This is a genomic window from Streptomyces sp. AC550_RSS872, from assembly GCF_019049285.1.
In the GTDB taxonomy this organism is placed as follows: domain Bacteria; phylum Actinomycetota; class Actinomycetes; order Streptomycetales; family Streptomycetaceae; genus Streptomyces.
The window spans coordinates 94,400-110,747 of the sequence record NZ_JAGMUL010000015.1; the positions used below are offsets into that span (position 1 = coordinate 94,400).

Below are 16,348 nucleotides of genomic sequence, written 5' to 3' on the forward strand. Positions count from 1 at the left end.
CCGTCAAGAGGTGCGCTGACATCTTCTTCAAGCCGGATCAGAGGCTCTAGGATGGTGGTGTTGGTTTCATGAAGAAAAAAATCATGTGGGAGTCTGACGACCATGACCCCAGTAGCCGCCAGCTGGCTTCCGCTCAGCCCCGGTGAACGCTCGGTGGCGATCGAGGTGCTCCTCGGTGGTCCCCTGTCCCGCACCGAACTCGCCCGGCGCCTCGACCTGTCCGCGGGCAGCCTCACCCGGCTGACCAAACCGCTGATCGAGTCGGGCCTCCTGGTCGAGGTCACCGAAGCGGGGGTCCCGGCGGAAGCACGTCAGGGCCGCCCCTCCCAGCCGCTGGACGTCGTCGCCGAATCCCGCTCCTTCATCGGCTTCAAGGTCACCGAGGACATGGTCTACGGCGTCGTCACCACCCTCAGAAGCGAGATCGTCGCCCGCTACGACCGCACGCTCACCGGCCGTGAGCCCGCCGAGGTGGTGGAGGTGCTGGGGGAGATGACCGACACCCTCGCCGCCGCTCACCCGCGGCTCGCCGGCATCGGCATCGGCGTGGGCGGCCTGGTCGAGGACCGGTCCGTGGTCGGGGAGTCACCGTTCCTGAACTGGCGTGACGTACCGCTCGCCGAACTGGTCGAGGACCGCACGGGGTTGCCGGTCGTCGTGGAGAACGACGTCGCCGCCCTCGTCGAGGCGGAGGCCTGGTTCGGCGCCGGCCGTGGTCTGGAGCGCTTCGTCGTCCTCACCATCGGCGCCGGCATCGGCTACGGGCTGGTCCTGGGTGGCAAGCGGGTGCCCTATGCCGAGGAGGACCGCGGCTTCGGCCGTCACTGGATCGTCGACCCCAACGGTCCGCTCACCCCCGACGGGGCGCGCGGCAGCGCCGTCTCCCTGCTGACCATCCCCAACATCCGCTACCAGGTCCAGGCCGCCACCGGCCGTGACTCGACGTACGAGGAGATCCTCGGGCTCGCCGCGGCCGGCGAGCCGATGCCGGCCCGCGTCATCGAGGAGGCGGCCCGGGCGCTGGGCACTCTTGTCGCCCAGATCGGCAACTTCGTGCTGCCGCAGAAGATCCTGCTCGCCGGCGAAGGGGTGGGCCTCATGGACGTCGCCGGGAAGACGGTGACGGAGACCATCCGTGCTCAGCGGCATCCGCTGGCCGCTCCGATCGACCTGGAGACCAAGGTGTCCGACTTTCACGACTGGGCCCGTGGTGCCGCCGTTCTCGCGATCCAGGTTCTGGTCCTGGGGGCGGCGGACGCCTGAACTCCGCGATCTCTGCTGACAGATGCACGTGATCAGTAACACGGTCCGCTATGTCCGTATTGTGCGAGCTTGCTCACAGCGCCTTCACCTGCGGAACCGTATGCTTCACAGCATGTCCACCACTGTTGCATTCGCCTCCGAGCGATCGGCTGACGAGGTCAACGAGGAGATCCGGGCGCTGTGGCGCCGGTCGGGCGGGACACTGAGCGTCGAACAGCGCGAGGAGTACCAGCGCCTTGTCCTGGAGTGGGCCGCCGCGGCCCCCCAGCCGGCGAAGGCGGCCTGAGTCGCCCGCCTCGGCGCAGACCCGAGCACCCTCCTCCTCGACACACCTCTCCACGCATCGCCACACCCTCCGGTGGGGCACCCCCTGCCCCACCGGGCCCTGTCACCCCCAGGTCGCCGAGTAATACCGCCGATAGGCCTTGCGGTCCTGTTCCGCGCGGATGAACCGCGTCGCCGCAAGCGCGACCAGGCTGCCCGCGATGATCAGCAGGCCCGGGCCGACGTTCTTCGGGTCCGCCAGCCGGGACAGCAGTGTCACGGCGTCCGCGCCGGTCACCGGGGCCGACGAACCGGGCGCCGCGTCACCGGGTGAGGCCGCGCCCTGCGGGGCCGACGCGGACGGCGCCGGCGAGGCGCCCTGACCGGAGCCGTTCTGCGCCGCCACGAGCAGCTTCACGTCGAGCGCGGCCAGTGCCTTGGTCACCGGCTGGAAGAACGTCGTACCACCCGCGTTGCAGTCGCCGCTGCCTCCCGATGTCACACCCAGCGCGACGCCCTCCGAGAACATCGGGCCGCCGCTGTCGCCCGGTTCGGCGCACACATTGGTCTCGATGAGCCCCGTGACCGTCCCCTCCGGGTAGTTGACCGTGGCGCCCAGCGCCGTCACCTCGCCGTCGCGCAGCCCGCTCGTGCTGCCGCTGCGGAACACCCGCTGCCCGACCGCGGGATCGGCCGCACCGGTGATCCGTACGCCCTTGCCCGCACCGATGGACACGACGTCCGCACCGGCACCGGCATCCCCGCTCGCGTACTGGACCAGGGAGTAGTCGGCGCCCGGAAAGTTCTGCTTGATCGTCTGGCCGACCTGCTGGGTGCCCCGGTTGTCGGCGAACCACACGGAACCGTCGGGCCCGCAGTGCCCCGCCGTGAGGATGAAGTCACGCTGTCCGTCGGTGACGTTGAAACCGGCCGAACAGCGCCCGGCGGTCGACAGCAGCGGCAGCGCGCCGTTCAGCCGCGTGGTGAACGTGCCCTCGGTGCGCTCCATGCGCACAAAGCCGCCGATGCCGTCCGCGACCTTTGTCATCCGCGACCAGTCGGCGGCCGACACGGTGCTGTCACCGCGCACGACCACCTCGTTGGACCGGTAGTCCATCACCCATGCCGTACCGGCCACCCGGGGCGCCGAACGCAGTGTCGACGTCGCCGAGTTCAGCTCGTCCATGCTGTGGTCGACCATCTTCGCCTCGGCACCGGCCTTGCGTACCTCGGCGGCCGCCTCCTCGTCGGTGACCGCGACGACCGGCTTTCCGTCGGCGCCGATCCAGCTGCCCGCCGTACGGGAAGCGCCCAGCCGCGCGACCAGATCACTGCCGGTGCCGGCGGCCGAGGCGGCGTAGGTGCGTGGGACGGATGAGGCGTCGGGGGGTTCGCTCGCAACCGCGCGGGTGACCATCGTTCCTCCGAGGAGGAGTCCGCCGACGGCCGCCAGCCGTGTCACTCGCCGGACGAGACGTCGTCGTGCGTGCCTCATGCAGGGCTCCCGAACCAGTACAGCGCGGCGTCAACGCCGCGGGGCCCTCCCGTAGTTGAGCACCCTCTCTCCATACGTGGCCCGGCCCGCCCGTGTTCACCGCACGGCCGATCATTCCCGCGCCGGCGTCCTCACCAGCGGTTCCCGCCCACCGCACCGGCGCCTATCTTGTGCCCCATGACCAGGATCCCGCACGCGACGTCCGGCGAACCGAATCCCCTTCACGCACTCACTCTCGACCGTCTGCGATGTCGTACGAGCACGAAGTGGCGCACCCACCCCGACGACGTGCTGCCGATGTGGGTGGCCGAGATGGACGTCCCGCTCGCCGAAGCCGTCGTCCACGCGCTCACCGAGGCCCTCGCACTCGGCGACACGGGATATCCGGCGGGCACCGGCTACGCAGAGGCGCTTGCCGGATTCGCCGAGAAGCGGTGGGGCTGGGACGGACTCGCCGTGCAGCGGACCGCGATCGTGCCCGATGTGATGCTCGGTGTGGTCGAAATGCTCAAACTGGTCACCGGAGCGGGCGATCCGGTCGTGGTGAACTCACCCGTCTACCCGCCGTTCTACCAGTTCGCCGAGCACATGGACCGGCAGGTGATCGAAGCGCCGCTCGACGCCGATCTGCGCATCGACCTCGACATACTGGACGCCACGTTCCGGCAGGCGACCGCGGGCGGCTCGCGCGCCGCGTTCCTGCTGTGCAGCCCCCACAACCCGACCGGCACCGTGCACACCGCCGGGGAACTGGCCGCCGTGGCCGCACTCGCCGACCGCCACGGCGTCCGGGTGGTCGCCGACGAGATCCACGCCCCGCTCACCGCGGCCGGCGTCGACTTCGTGCCGTATCTGACCGTCCCGGGCGGCGAGAGCGGGCTGTCGGTGATGTCGGCGTCGAAGGCCTGGAACCTGGCCGGCCTCAAGGCGGCCGTGGCCGTCGCGGGCCCCGAGGCCGCCGCCGACCTGGCCCGGCTGCCCGAAGTGGTCAGCCACGGCCCCAGCCACCTCGGCATCATCGCCCACAGCGCCGCCCTGCGCGACGGCACCGCCTGGCTCGACGCCCTGCTCACGGGCCTCGACGACAACCGGCGCCTGCTCGCCGACCTCCTCGCCGAGCACCTCCCGGCGATCACCTACCGCCCGGCCGAGGCCACCTACCTCGCCTGGCTCGACTGCCGCGCCCTCGGCCTCGGCGACGACCCGGCGGACGTCTTCCTGCGGCGCGGCCGCATCGCGCTCAACTCCGGGATCCCGTTCGGCACCGGGGGAGCGGGGCATGTACGGCTGAACCTCGCGACGTCACCCGAGCTGATCACGGAGGGTGTGCGGCGGATGGCGGCGGCCCTCGACTGAGCCGCGCGGTGGGGGCGCCCCTCGGCGTCCCCGCACCCGCTGCCTACACTTCCGGCCATGGACGATTCGTCGCTTCAGACGCAGGGGCCGCTGGAGTCGCTCGGCGCGGGCAAGTACCTGCTCATCACCAGCTACCGCAAGAACGGCACCGGCGTCGCCACCCCGGTCTGGGTGGTCCGCGACGGCGACGCGCTGGGCGTGTGGACGGTCGCCGACTCGTGGAAGGTCAAGCGCATCCGCGCCCGCGGCGACGTCCTCGTCGGCCCCTGCGACCTGCGCGGCAGGCCGACCGGCGACCAGATCCCGGCCACCGCCGAGATCTGCGACCCGCCGACCAGCGCCCGCTACCGCCGGCTCATCGCCCGCAAGTACGGCCTCACCGGCCGCCTCACCCTCCTCGGCAGCCGACTTCGCCGGGGCGCGAACGGCACGGTCGGCATCCGCGTGACGCTCACCCCGGCCGGCTGACCTTCACCTCGCCGCGTAGGTGGTGTTCGGCCGGGGCGACCGGGTCGTTCCGGCGCCCAGGAAGCAGCCGACGTGGTGCGACTGGACGTATCCCTTGAGGGCCATGGCGTTCCGGTATGCGGGGGTGTGTGCCGGCGTGTACAGCCACGGCACCGCCTCCGGGAGGGTTCCCGACCGGGTCGGGTGAGCATGGGCGGCGGGGGTGCCCCGCCTACGGCGCGCTCCCTGCGTCGTGGACGCTCAATGCGCACGGAAGGGGCGAGAGCTGGTGGCTGGGGAGCGGATCATCGCCGGGCGGTACCTGCTGCGGCAGCGGCTGGGCTCCGGGGGCGGCGGCAGCGTCTGGCTGGCCGAGGACGACAAGCTCCGGGCCCAGGTCGCCGTCAAGGAGATCGACGTACCCGACGAGCCGGACGGAAGACTCGGCGACGCCGCCGACCGGGGGCGCAACGAGGCGCTGAAGGCGGCGCAGCTGCGCGAGCACCCGAACGTGATCACGGTGTACGACGTCGTGGAGGACGACGACCGCCCGTGGATCGTCATGGAGTATCTGCCGGGCACCCGCGACCTGCACGCCGCGATCAAGGAGCGCGGTCCGCTGTCGAGCGAGGAGACGGCCCGCATCGGAGCGGCCGCCCTCGACGGACTCCGGGCCGGGCACCGGCTCGGTATCGTCCACCGCGATGTGAAGCCCTCCAACATCCTGCTGGCGCCCGACCATTCGGGCACCGCGGACGGCCGGGTCCTGATCACGGACTACGGCATCTCGCTGCGGGCCCGTGAGACCCGGATCACCCAGAGCGGCATGGTCGTCGGCACCCCGGGCTATGTGGCACCGGAGCGACTGTCCGGTGGCGAGGCGACCGCCGCCTCCGACCTGTTCTCGCTCGGTGCCACCCTCTACCTCGCCGTCGAGGGCACCGCCCCCTTCGAACGGGACACGCTCGACGCCAGCCTCCTGGCGGCGCTGAACACGGAACCCTCCGTACCGGAACGGGCGAGCGCCCCGCTGACCCGCGCCATCATGGGACTGCTGGCGAAGGATCCGCTCAAGCGGATGCAGGCGGACCGAGCGGCCGAACTGCTCGCCGAGGCCGCGACGGACACCACATATGACGTTCCGTCCGCTCCCTCCACCCCGCCCCGGGACGGCGGCCCCACCTCCACCCACCGCACCCCGCTCGGCGCCCCCGCCATGCAGGTCCGCCGGCTGCCCGTGCTGCTGACGCTCGCCGCCGTGCTCGTGGCGGGCGGCGGATTCGGGCTGGGCGCCCTCACCTTCGGCGGCGCGGACGACGGGACGCGGAGCCCCGAGGTCAGGGCGAAGCCCGTGGCCACGCCTTCCGCGCTCCCGTCCCCGACCGTGACCCGCGGCGCGTACCCGTACGGCAGGCAGGTGGGCCTGCGCGACGGCCTCGGCGCGGGCCAGTGCGTCGACGCGGACTGGAAGGGCGAGGACTTCGAGGGGCGGCCCGGCCTGAAGCTCGTCGACTGCCGCGACGACGACCCCCGGGGGCAGGTCATCGCGACCGTGGCTGCCGCGGGGGACACACCGGCGACCGACGCGGAGGCCGTACGGGCCGAGTGCACCCGGCGCACCGCCGCACTGCGGGCGACCATGCCCGACCCCGTGCTGTACGTCCTGACCCCCGAGCCCGGCCAGAGCGAGCCGCCCGCCTCGGCCTGTCTGCTCTTCCTGAAGCACGCCACCCTCGGCGGCCCCCTCGGCGACTTCCGCAGATACGGCGACGAGGTGTACATCACCCAGCTCGGCCCCGGTGACTGCATCAACTCCGAGGAGGACGAGGACGGTTCGACCACGGAGACGCTGGTGTCCTGCGACGAGCCGCACGACGAGCAGGTCGCCGGCTGGACGTGGGCCTCGGGCGAGGGCTCCTCGGACAGCGTCGACACCGGAGGGCTCTGCGAGGAGAAGTACGGCGTCGACTGGGCTCGTGGCAAGGGGCACGAGATGTGGGGCTGGTCCTCCACCGACGAGGAGTGGGACGCCGGCTTCCGCCACGTGATGTGCAGCGTGGCCCGCGAGGACGGCAAGAAGCTGCCGGCGGGAGGAATGAAGCCGGCCTACTGACGGCAGGTTTCCGGTGGGGAGGGGTCCCGCGGCGGGTGCGGGATCCTGCTGAGCGCGGCAGCGCGAGCCGGGGCGCCCGCGCACCATCGGGCCGGGACCCCGCCCACCCGCCACCGCGCCGAGATCGCCATGAACCACCGAGGGAGACCAGCGATGCCTCTGTCCGCCAGCCTCGCGCGCGGTGTCACGCCCACGACACCCGGCACCCTGCACGCCCGCACGGTGACAGGCGATCTCACGGCCCCGCCGAGGCCGGGCCTGACGGTGCGCTTCGGGCGGGGCGACCGGCCGGACGTGGACCTGGGGGTCGGCGTGGACGATCTGCGGGTGAGCCGACGGCACGGCGAACTGACGTACCAGCAGGGGCAGTGGTGGCTGCGCAACACCGGACAGCAGCTCGTCCGCCTGCCGCGCGGACGGATGATGCACACGGCGACCGAGCCGATGCCGCTCGCCACCGGCTACACCCCGTTGTTCGTGAAGGGTTCCGGCTACCGGGAACACCTGGTCGAGTTGTACGTGGCCGGTCCTGACGATCAGGGCCCGGTCGCCCGGCGCAGGGCGGAGACGGTCCGGCCGCAAATGTGGCCGCTCGACGACGACGAACGGCTGCTGCTGGTCGTCCTGGGCCAGCGCTATCTGCTGTACGAGGAGGACCCGCGCCCTCTGAGCTACGCCATGGCCGCCCGGCAGCTCGCCCATCTGCGGCCCGACGCGGGATGGAACGAGCGCAGGATCGAGTACCGCATCGAGGACGTCCGTCGTCGGCTGGACCGCACCGGCTTCCGCTACCCCCTGCTGCACGACAAGTCGCAGGGCCGCCCCGGCGACAACCGTCTGCTGCACAACCTGCTGCGGGGCCTGGTGGAGTCCACGACGCTCGTTCCGCCGGACCTGGACCTGATGGAGGACGACGACACGACCTCACCGGACCACGAGTCGCACTGACGCGACCGACCGACCGACCGGCTGCGTGCGCGAACGTGCCTCGCGGGCGGGCATCCGGCACCCGCCCGCGAGGCGTGTCTCACGACGCGTCGACCACTGTGCCCGTCACCACCGGCGCACCGGGCACCGGCTCACCGGAGTCGTCGGTCAACCGCAACCGCACCGACTCGGCCGGCTCGGTCACCGCGTCCTTGAGCGTCGGCACGGTCACCTCCGCACTCGTCTCGCCCGCGGGGACGGACACCCACAGGGACAGCCCCTCCACCTCGGACAGCGGTCGTTCCGGATCCGGCGAGGCGCCGGAGGAATCCTGGAGCCAGGCGGGGTCGACGTCCTTGCTGGACAGCTCCCGACCGTCCGTGACCGGAACCACGGCGAGCATGGCGCCCACTTCGACATCGGCCGCGGCGGACAGGGCCACCCGCCACTTCAGCGGTTTCCCCTCGGTGACCCGGTCCGCGACCGGGGCCACGGCGAGTGTGGGGACCGGGTCGTCGTTCTCCGCGGTCACCCCGCCGAGGTGCGAGCCGACCACGCTGGTGCGGACCGCCTTCACGAAGACGTCGTGCGCGAGGTCGTCGCCGTAGCGGGTGTTGCCCTGGACCTTCACCGGTACGTCGATGCCGTGAGCACCGGGCCGCACCGTGACCAGCCGGTCCGTGACCTTGTCCGTGACCGGGTCGGTGACGAACAGCCGTACCTGTCCGGCGCCCCGCCCCGACACCTGGACCGGCACCCGGTACGTCCGCTCGCCCGAGTCCCCTTCCTCGACGCTCAGCCGGCCCACGTCGACGCGGGCCAGCGGAGCTTCCCGCACCGCCGGTGTGCCCGGCCGCCAGGCCCAGGCGTCCATCAGCCAGGCCCGTCCGGACCCGGTGCGCGGCGTCAACTCCAGTGACTCGACGTGCCGCAGGTCGAGCGCGGCCGCGTCGTCGGCGCCGATCGGCACCCGCACCTCACGCGCCCAGTACGACGCGGTCCGGTTCGATCCCGGCAGCCCGTCGACCGTGACGCGGCCGAGCGTCCGGTGCCGTCCGGCGGTGTCGGTGACGGAGACGTCCAGCCGTGTTCCGGCGCTGTTCGGAGGCACGATGACGCGCAGCGCCAACGCCTTGGCACCGGTCAGGGACAGCGGCAGGCCGGGACGGACCCGTACCGGAGAGCCCGCCGCGGACCAGCGCATGGCGACCGCGCGGCGCCCGGGCTCGCGGTCGGTCGCCCAGCGCGCGAAGTGCGGTGACGTACCGGCAGTCTCCGACGCGAGACAGGCGACGGCCGAAGACGGATGCACCGCCGAGCACAGCCGTCCTCCGCTCACGGTGACCTTGCCGTCCGGCAGGAAACCGGCCCCGCGCCGCGCGCCCACCGCATGGGTGAGGACACGCGCGGGATCGGCCGAGGGCGCGCGCCGGCCCGAGCCGTCGAGCAGCGGGCGGACCCGGTCGTCCCCGGCGACGAACAGCCGTGCCGCCGCCGCGATGTAGGTCGCCCCCGCCCGGTGCTGCTGGTCGGCGGTCAGCCGGGTTCGGGTGCCGGGGGAGCAGACCGGGTCGGGCTCCTCCTCGTCGTGCCAGAAGTCGTCGTCGGCGGGCGCCACGGCCTGCCCCGGTGTCCACTCGCTGTTGAAGTAGTTGTGGTTGGCGCCCACCATGTACACGGCGCTGTGCAGCGCGGCACCACGGCTGACCTGCCGGGTGCCGTCGACGAACACCTCGCCCTGGAGGTCGGAGACGTCGCCGTCACAGCCCGGCAGGATCGTCATCGACGGCACGTCCGGCACCGGGTTCTGGCCGAAGATCGTGGGGCCGATGAGCACGGTGCCGCGAATGTGCCAGCGCACCGGGCCGCGATACCCGTCCTGCGGCGCGGGCGGCGGATAGAGGCTGTCCATCGCCGCCCGGTTGACGCCCTCGCCGCCCCGCGAGTGCCCGACCAGCAGCACCCGGGACAGATCGGCCCGGGGCGCCTTCCGTACGGCCACCGGTGCCGTGCTCGGATGAGCGGACCAGCCGGCCCAACGGGCGAGGTGCTGCCGTACGAGCGAGGAACGCGCCTGCGCGCCGCCGTCCTCGGCGCTCCAGTCCTGGCCGTTGATGCCGTTGGCGGAGATCGACACCGTCACATAGCCCTGCGAGGCCAACAGCCGCTGGTCGCGCAGATAGCCCCGATGGCTCGGTATGGGCCTGGTGCCGGCGGCGCAGGGCCAATCGCCGCCGATCTCGCCCTGCGGGGTGTAGCAGGTGGCATGGCGTCCGTGGAGGAACAGCGCGAGCGGACGGCGGCCCTGAGCACCCCGGGGTGCCACCACCACGGCCTTCATCTCCACGGGCTGGGCGAATCCGGGCAGTCGTACCGGGTCGAGGCCGTACTCGCCCGTGACGGTCCGGTACGCGCCCGGTCTGCCGGGGTCGACCTGGTTCGCCGGCAGCAGCCGCGGGACGGTCACCGCCGAACGCGAGCCGCCTGACGTCGACTCGGGCGCGTCCAACCGGCGCCCCGCCGCCCGTACTTGCAGATCCTGCGGGGAGTCCAGCGGGACACCGTCGAGACCGAGCCGGAACGTCCGCCCGTCCTTCGCCGGTGCCGGACGGCCGAGCAGCCGGTCGCCGGCGTAGAACTCGACCCGGGCGTCCCCCATCGGGACCCTTTCGCCGGACCGCCACACCAGCTTCCGCGCGGCCCCCTCGCCGGTGATGCTCCAGTCCGCCGGCAGACCGTCACCGTCGACGGCCGCCTTCGCCAACGGCCGTATGCCGGACGCCTGCTGAGCCTGAGCCCATCCTGGCGACGCCCCCACCACCGTGAGCGCCGCCAGGACGGTGACACCTATTCGCCGGGCACGGATCACGTGCCCCTCCCTTCCGTTCGCACCGGGACGGCCCCGGCCCCCTCACTCGGGGAGGACGGAAGGCGGGACGTGTGCGTTGCCTGTGCGGGGAGGGAAGAACGAGGACCGTCCAGGCGCGCAGGACTGGGCGGGCGTACGACGGGAAAGGCCACCCCAATGAGCCGAACTCCCGAGCGCCGGGCCGCCGTTGTCGGCACCGGCCACCGCGCCCAGACCTTCACCCGGGCCCTCGCCGAACGCCCCGACCACCGCCTGGCCGCCCTCTGCGACCCCAGCCCCACCCGCATGGCCTTCCACAACCGGCTGCTGGCCGACCTCGGCGAACCCACCGCCACCCAGTGGGAGCCGGACCGCTTCAGCGAGATGCTCGCCAAGGAGGACATCGACGAGGTGGTCGTCACCACCGTCGACGCCGAGCACGACCGTTACATCGTCCCCGCCCTCGAGGCGGGCTGCCGGGTGATCACGGAGAAGCCGATGACCGTCGACGCGGACCGCTGCGCCCGCATCCTCGACACGGTCCGCGACACCGGGAACTCCCTCACCGTCGCCTTCAACTACCGCTTCAACCCCGTGCACGAGAAGGTCCGCGCGCTGCTCGCCGACGGCGCGGTCGGCGAGATCCTCTCCGTCCACTTCGAGTGGCTGCTCGACGTACGCCACGGTGCCGACTACTTCCGCCGCTGGCACCGGGAGAGGGACCGCAGCGGCGGCCTGATGGTGCACAAGTCGGGCCACCACTTCGACCTGGTCAACTGGTGGCTCGCCGACGAGCCGAGAGACGTCTTCGGCTACGGACGGCTCGGCTTCTACGGCCGTGAGGCGGGCGAACGCCACGGTCTGCGCCGGGACTACGACCGCGCCCACGGCGCCGACCGCGCCGCCGACGACCCCTTCGCCCTGGACCTGGCCGCCGACGCCACCCTGCGCGCCCTCTACTTCGACGCCGAGCCGGACAACGGGTACATCCGCGACCGCAACGTCTTCGACGGGCCCGTCACCATCGAGGACGACATGGCCGTCCTCGTGCGCTACGCGCGGGGCACGACGATGACGTACCACCTCACCGCGTACTCACCGTGGGAGGGCTACCGGGTCATGTTCAACGGCAGCGGGGGGCGCCTGGAACTCGAGGTCGAGGAGAGCCGCTGGCAGCCGCCCAGGGTCCGGATCGCCTCGAACAGCGGGGCGCTGCACGGTGACACGGCAGCGGAACACGCGGGCGGCGCACGGCTCACGCTGCGCGCCCTGTGGCGGCCTCCCGTGGACATTCCGCTCGTGACCGCCCACGAGGCCCACGGCGGGGGAGACCTGCGCATGCTCGACGCCCTCTTCGGCCCCGTCGATCCCGCGCGGCCGGCCGACACGGGGACGGCGGGCCGGAAGGCGGCCTGCACGGCGGCGCATCCCACGGCCACCGAACGCGACGGCGCGCTTGCCCTGGCGGTCGGGCTCGCCGCCAACCGGTGCTTCGAGACGGGGCGGCCCGTCGGTGTACGGGAACTGATCCCCGGGATTCCTCAGGTCCAGGCGCGGTAGGGCTCGTCGACCAGCTGGAACACCGGCTCGCCGCGGACCGGGTCCTTGGCCGTGGACAGCCGGACCCGGTCCCCGCTGTGGATGCCGATGGGCGGGCCCATGACCCGGCCGCGCACGACGAACCCCTCGGCCATCTCGATGAGGGACACATTGCGCGCGGCGGGGGTGTTGCGGTGCACGATCGTGGAGTGCCGGACGGTCCCCACACCCTCGCTGCGCTCCGTCCGCAGATCACTGCCCTGACAGACCGGACACAGCAGCCGGTGGTACATGGCGGTGCCGCACCAGGTGCAGCGCTGGAAATGGATGGCCTCGCGGTCGGCGGCCGTGGATGCCGCGGGGTCGAGGACGCCGACCGCGGAACCGGCGGTCTGACGAGCAACGCTTCCTGAGTGGTGGTACACGCTGGTCAACTCCCTGCACTGGGCCGGAATCCCCCGTGCGCGGGTCACCCGTGCACGGACGTGCCCGGTTCACCGTGCCACCGTGCACGGCCTCAGCGTATGGCACTCAGTGCCACTCGTAAAGGTACTGCGTACCCTGAATATGCAGGGGGAGGGCGAGGTGTGCCCTGCGTGTCGCTCAGTCGCGTCCGAGTGTCGTCTCGATCTCCTGCACGACCCGCCACAGCGGTGCGCCGCGCCGGGACACCACGACCACCACGTCCTCGCCCGGCTCCTCGGCAGGTTCGTCTGCGGGACGTGGGGGAGAGGTGACGCCGAAGGCGGACTGCACATACCCGAGGGCGTGGTCCACCTCGGCGCTCGCATCGCCCTGGCCGTCCGAGCGCAGCCAGGAGCGCAGCGCGTTGTTGTGCGCCGCGACCACGGCGGCGGCGATCACATCGGCCTGGAGGGTCCCGTCGCGCCGGCCGCTGAAGCGCCGGCGCAGATACTCGGCAAGGGCGCGCTCGTACCGCCACACGACCGACAGTTCGTAGGCGCGCAGTCCCGGCACCTGCTTGGTGAGGCGGTAGCGCTGCACCGAGAAGGTCGGGTTCTCCGCGTACATCCGCAGCACCAGCCGGGCCGCGTCGCACACCCGCCGCACCGGCTCGTGCTCCTGCTTCTGCTCCTGTTCCTCGCCGCTCGCGGCGAGGAACGCCGTCATGTCGGCCAGGCACCGCTCGTGGTCCGGGAAGACCACGTCCTCCTTGGAAGGGAAGTAACGAAAGAACGACCGCCGCCCGACGCCGGCGAGAGTCACGATGTCGTCGACCGTCGTCTGCTCGTAGCCCCGCTCCAGGAACAGCTGGAAGGCCGCGGCGACCAGCGCCTCCCGCATCGGGGGCTTCGCCGCCCCGGCCTCCGCTTTCTCACCGCGACCCGGCGTCGCACTGCTGGAGCTCATGAACGGGAACGTAGCACCAGAGCGAGGGACGTGGCACTCAGTGCGCCGCTCGCAGGGTACTGAGTGCTGTGCGGTAGGCCGAGGTGACGGTCTCGGCCTGTCGGGCATTTGTTCGATGAGCGGCGGTCCGCATACGATCGGCTGCCCCCGCAGCCGAGGAGCCTCGCATGCCGCCCGCCCGCCCCCGCATCCTGTATGCCACCGACCTGGCCTACCCGGCGCGGGGGCGGCGCTACTGCGACGAGGACATCTTCCTCACCTCCCGACTGCGCGACGACTTCGACCTCGCCCTGTGCCACCCCCGGGACGCGGCCGCGCTCATGGCCGCCTTCGACGCGGTCGTCGTCCGCAACAGCGGCCCCGTGCTGCACTACCAGAATGCGTACGACGACTTCCGCCGCCGTGCGCTCGCCGACGGGACGCGCGTGTACAACCCGCTCTCCGGCAAGGCCGACATGGCGGGCAAGCAGTACCTGCTCGACCTGACCACGGCCGGATACCCGGTCATCCCCACCGTGGACAGCGCCGATGATCTGCACCTCCTGCCCGACGCGGACCGGTATGTCGTCAAGCCCGAGCTCGGCGCCGACTCGATAGGGCTGCGGATCGTTCCGGCGGAGCGGGTGCGCGATTCGGCCGACGGGAACGTCCTGATCCAGCCCTGCATCGACTTCGCCTACGAGGTCTCCTTCTACTTCGTCGACCACGTCTTCCAGTACGCCCTGTACGCGCCCCACACCGACCGGCGCTGGGAGCTGGAGCCGTACGAACCCACCGAGGGCGACCTGGAGTTCGCCCGGCGCTTCGTGGAGTGGAACGCCATCGGGCACGGCATCCAGCGCGTCGACGCCTGCCGCGCGCCGGGTGGTGAGCTGTTGCTGGTCGAGTTGGAGGACCTCAATCCGTATCTGTCGCTGGACGCCCTGGACGACACGGGGAGGGACGCCTTCGTCGCCGCCATGAAGGCGTCCCTGCACCGTTTCGTCGCCGCGGAGGCCTGAGCCCGAACGGGGTCGTCGCCGAGGTCACCGTGGCACGGACTGCTCGCGACAAGAGGTGGTCGACGTACCTCGTCAGGTACTTGCGGTTTCGTACGGTCGTGGAGCCGCTCTTGTTGATGTCGCTCCATTGCGCGAGGCGGTTCGCTGAACCGGCGGGGCGGCAACCCCGTATCACTTCTCGGGGAATGGTGAATCCCGTGAAGACGGGACGGAAGGAGAGCGGCGTGCCCACACGGCCCGACCCCGAGCAGTCCGACGAAGGCCCGGCCCTGGAACCGATCCGCGTCCTGCGCCCACGCCGCACCGACGCCCTCGCGGAACTCTTCAAGGAGTTGGAGCGGGACAGGAACGGCTACGAGGCCGTGGCCGTGCCCCCGTCCCTGCCCGGCACCGAGGACGCGACACAGGAACTCCCGCCCGTCGCCGAGGAGACGAGGATCGCACCGCTCGGCGGCGGCGCCCGCCCCCGTCCGGCCTCGTCCGGCGGCCCCGGTTCTCGCAGGGCCGCCGTTGCGGTCGCCGTCACGGCGGCGGCGGTCGTCGGCTTCGGCGGGGCGCTCCTGCTCTCCGGCCGTGGCGACGACGCGGCGAACGGGGCTCAGGATCCGGACCCGACCGCGAGCACGTCGGCATCGGCCGAGCCGGCCCCGAACGCGCCGGGCGCACCCGGGGCCGACGACTCCGGTGGCGCCGGCGACTCCGGTGGCCCCGGGGGCTCCTCCGTCTGTACCGCGTCCTTCCGGGCCGTCAACAGCTGGCAGGGCGGCTACCAGGGTGAGGTGACCGTGACCAACGCGCCCGCCGCCTCCGTCTCCGGCTGGACCGCGACGGTCGTACCGGACGGCGGCGCCCGCCTCACCCAGGTCTGGGACGGCACCCTCACCACGACGAGGGACGGCACCGCCACTGTCGCCAACGCCTCATGGAACGGCAGGCTGGCGCCCGGTGCGAGCGTCACGTTCGGGTTCATCGCCGACACCTCGCAGTCCGGTGCCCCCTCGGCGGAGGTCACCTGCGCGGCGACGGCCGAGGCGTCCTGACGCCCGGCCCGCCCGCCCGGCCCGCAGGGCGGCGCCCGGTGACGACCGGTCAGCGCCGGTCGACCAGCGCCTGGGACACCGCGCGCACGCTGCGGGCGATGTGCTGCAACTGCATGACCTCCGCCGCGTACATCTTGATGGTGAGCTCGATGACCGACTCGGGCATGCCGAGGGCCGGCAGGTCGGCCCGCGCGGTCTGTAGTGCGGTGCGCGCGACCCGGATCTCGTTCTGGACCTGGATCTGCGCATGGCGGGCGAGCAGCACGGGGTGACGGATCAGCGCCGGATAGCTGGCGTAGCGGGCCGGCACCAGCTCACGCAGCCACTTGGCCGCCGAACGTTCCCAGTCGTAGGAGCCGGGGGTCTTGACCTGGCACGGCCAGTCCGGGCTGATGCGCGTCGTCGTCAGGGTCATGGTCATCGCTTCCGGGTGTGCGTCGTCGTCTTGGGTGTCCGACGGGGTCGGGGCGGCCCCGGCCTAGGGGATGACCGGGGCCGCCGCCACGGGCGCTCGCGCAGGCGATGCCCGACCGAACAGCCCTAGCGCCGACGCGGGTAGGAGACGGCGGCAACGGCTGTTCGTTGGGGAGCCCGCCGGGGCAGCCGACATGTGCACGACGGATGGGGTGAGGTGCGCATGAGCGGACCGGCTGCTTTCGGCGGGCGGATGGTGCGTGTGAAGTA

Annotated in this window: 14 protein-coding genes; 9 read left to right on the forward strand and 5 right to left on the reverse strand. The window is 72.1% G+C overall.

The genetic code is table 11. The annotated features are described in order from the left end of the window. The first annotated feature begins 102 nt into the window (after window positions 1-102). Both KUM44_RS06750 and KUM44_RS06755 read left to right on the forward strand, forming a co-directional pair. Complete coding sequence (locus KUM44_RS06750; RefSeq protein ID WP_217206841.1) at window positions 103-1,263, forward strand: ROK family transcriptional regulator; 1,161 nt, start codon at window positions 103-105, stop codon at window positions 1,261-1,263. A gap of 100 nt (window positions 1,264-1,363) precedes the next feature. Further along, a complete protein-coding gene (locus tag KUM44_RS06755) occupies window positions 1,364-1,549 on the forward strand; it encodes a hypothetical protein (protein ID WP_217206842.1) in 186 nt (61 codons plus the stop codon). A gap of 102 nt (window positions 1,550-1,651) precedes the next feature. Here the strand turns inward: KUM44_RS06755 and KUM44_RS06760 are convergent, their stop codons facing one another. Beyond that, entirely contained in the window at window positions 1,652-3,022 is a 1,371-nt protein-coding gene (locus tag KUM44_RS06760) for a S1 family peptidase (protein ID WP_217206843.1), read from the reverse strand. Between the two features lie 177 nt (window positions 3,023-3,199). Here KUM44_RS06760 and KUM44_RS06765 point away from each other — a divergent pair, with 177 nt between their 5' ends. The 4 genes from KUM44_RS06765 to KUM44_RS06780 all read left to right on the forward strand — a co-directional run bounded on the left by KUM44_RS06765 (window position 3,200) and on the right by KUM44_RS06780 (window position 7,886). Continuing rightward, a complete protein-coding gene (locus KUM44_RS06765) occupies window positions 3,200-4,378 on the forward strand; it encodes a MalY/PatB family protein (RefSeq protein WP_217206844.1) in 1,179 nt (392 codons plus the stop codon). 57 nt (window positions 4,379-4,435) lie between these two features. After that, entirely contained in the window at window positions 4,436-4,846 is a 411-nt protein-coding gene (locus KUM44_RS06770; RefSeq protein ID WP_217206845.1) for a PPOX class F420-dependent oxidoreductase, read from the forward strand. A gap of 268 nt (window positions 4,847-5,114) precedes the next feature. Next, a complete protein-coding gene (locus tag KUM44_RS06775) occupies window positions 5,115-6,938 on the forward strand; it encodes a serine/threonine-protein kinase (protein ID WP_308402515.1) in 1,824 nt (607 codons plus the stop codon). Between the two features lie 153 nt (window positions 6,939-7,091). Continuing rightward, the gene (locus tag KUM44_RS06780) at window positions 7,092-7,886 is read left to right on the forward strand and encodes an FHA domain-containing protein (RefSeq protein WP_217206846.1); all 795 of its coding nucleotides are present in this window, start codon (window positions 7,092-7,094) and stop codon (window positions 7,884-7,886) included. A 79-nt stretch (window positions 7,887-7,965) separates the two neighbouring features. Here KUM44_RS06780 and KUM44_RS06785 read toward each other — a convergent pair whose 3' ends face one another. After that, entirely contained in the window at window positions 7,966-10,734 is a 2,769-nt protein-coding gene (locus KUM44_RS06785; RefSeq protein ID WP_217206847.1) for a hypothetical protein, read from the reverse strand. 156 nt (window positions 10,735-10,890) lie between these two features. On the opposite strand from KUM44_RS06785, the gene KUM44_RS06790 reads away from it, so the two are divergent. Beyond that, window positions 10,891-12,273, forward strand: a complete 1,383-nt coding sequence (locus KUM44_RS06790) for a Gfo/Idh/MocA family protein (protein ID WP_217206848.1) — start codon at window positions 10,891-10,893, stop codon at window positions 12,271-12,273. Here KUM44_RS06790 and KUM44_RS06795 read toward each other — a convergent pair. After that, window positions 12,255-12,677, reverse strand: coding sequence for a Zn-ribbon domain-containing OB-fold protein (locus KUM44_RS06795; RefSeq protein WP_217206849.1), 423 nt, complete (start codon window positions 12,675-12,677; stop codon window positions 12,255-12,257). The genes KUM44_RS06790 and KUM44_RS06795 overlap by 19 nt on opposite strands. A 178-nt stretch (window positions 12,678-12,855) precedes the next feature. After that, window positions 12,856-13,623, reverse strand: coding sequence for a TetR family transcriptional regulator (locus tag KUM44_RS06800; RefSeq protein ID WP_217206850.1), 768 nt, complete (start codon window positions 13,621-13,623; stop codon window positions 12,856-12,858). Window positions 13,624-13,790: 167 nt separating this feature from the next. On the opposite strand from KUM44_RS06800, the gene KUM44_RS06805 reads away from it, so the two are divergent. Together KUM44_RS06805 and KUM44_RS06810 are read left to right on the forward strand one after the other, a co-directional pair. Beyond that, window positions 13,791-14,624 (forward strand): hypothetical protein, encoded by an 834-nt coding sequence (locus KUM44_RS06805; protein ID WP_217206851.1) that lies wholly within the window; start codon window positions 13,791-13,793, stop codon window positions 14,622-14,624. Between the two features lie 224 nt (window positions 14,625-14,848). Continuing rightward, complete coding sequence (locus KUM44_RS06810) at window positions 14,849-15,664, forward strand: cellulose binding domain-containing protein (RefSeq protein WP_308402516.1); 816 nt, start codon at window positions 14,849-14,851, stop codon at window positions 15,662-15,664. A 49-nt stretch (window positions 15,665-15,713) separates the two neighbouring features. Here the strand turns inward: KUM44_RS06810 and KUM44_RS06815 are convergent, their stop codons facing one another. After that, window positions 15,714-16,085 carry a hypothetical protein gene (locus KUM44_RS06815; protein ID WP_062720457.1) on the reverse strand — a complete coding sequence of 124 codons (372 nt, stop codon included), beginning with the start codon at window positions 16,083-16,085 and terminating at the stop codon, window positions 15,714-15,716. Between the last annotated feature and the right edge of the window lie 263 nt (window positions 16,086-16,348).

Coding starts and splice junctions, on each gene's coding strand:
- KUM44_RS06770 (WP_217206845.1), top strand. CDS start 4,436: ATGGACGATTCGTCGCTTCAGACGCAGGGGCCGCTGGAGTCGCTCGGC.
- KUM44_RS06755 (WP_217206842.1), top strand. CDS start 1,364: ATGCTTCACAGCATGTCCACCACTGTTGCATTCGCCTCCGAGCGATCG.
- KUM44_RS06805 (WP_217206851.1), top strand. CDS start 13,791: ATGCCGCCCGCCCGCCCCCGCATCCTGTATGCCACCGACCTGGCCTAC.
- KUM44_RS06800 (WP_217206850.1), bottom strand. CDS start 13,623: ATGAGCTCCAGCAGTGCGACGCCGGGTCGCGGTGAGAAAGCGGAGGCC.
- KUM44_RS06760 (WP_217206843.1), bottom strand. CDS start 3,022: ATGAGGCACGCACGACGACGTCTCGTCCGGCGAGTGACACGGCTGGCG.
- KUM44_RS06790 (WP_217206848.1), top strand. CDS start 10,891: ATGAGCCGAACTCCCGAGCGCCGGGCCGCCGTTGTCGGCACCGGCCAC.
- KUM44_RS06750 (WP_217206841.1), top strand. CDS start 103: ATGACCCCAGTAGCCGCCAGCTGGCTTCCGCTCAGCCCCGGTGAACGC.
- KUM44_RS06780 (WP_217206846.1), top strand. CDS start 7,092: ATGCCTCTGTCCGCCAGCCTCGCGCGCGGTGTCACGCCCACGACACCC.
- KUM44_RS06765 (WP_217206844.1), top strand. CDS start 3,200: ATGACCAGGATCCCGCACGCGACGTCCGGCGAACCGAATCCCCTTCAC.
- KUM44_RS06815 (WP_062720457.1), bottom strand. CDS start 16,085: ATGACCATGACCCTGACGACGACGCGCATCAGCCCGGACTGGCCGTGC.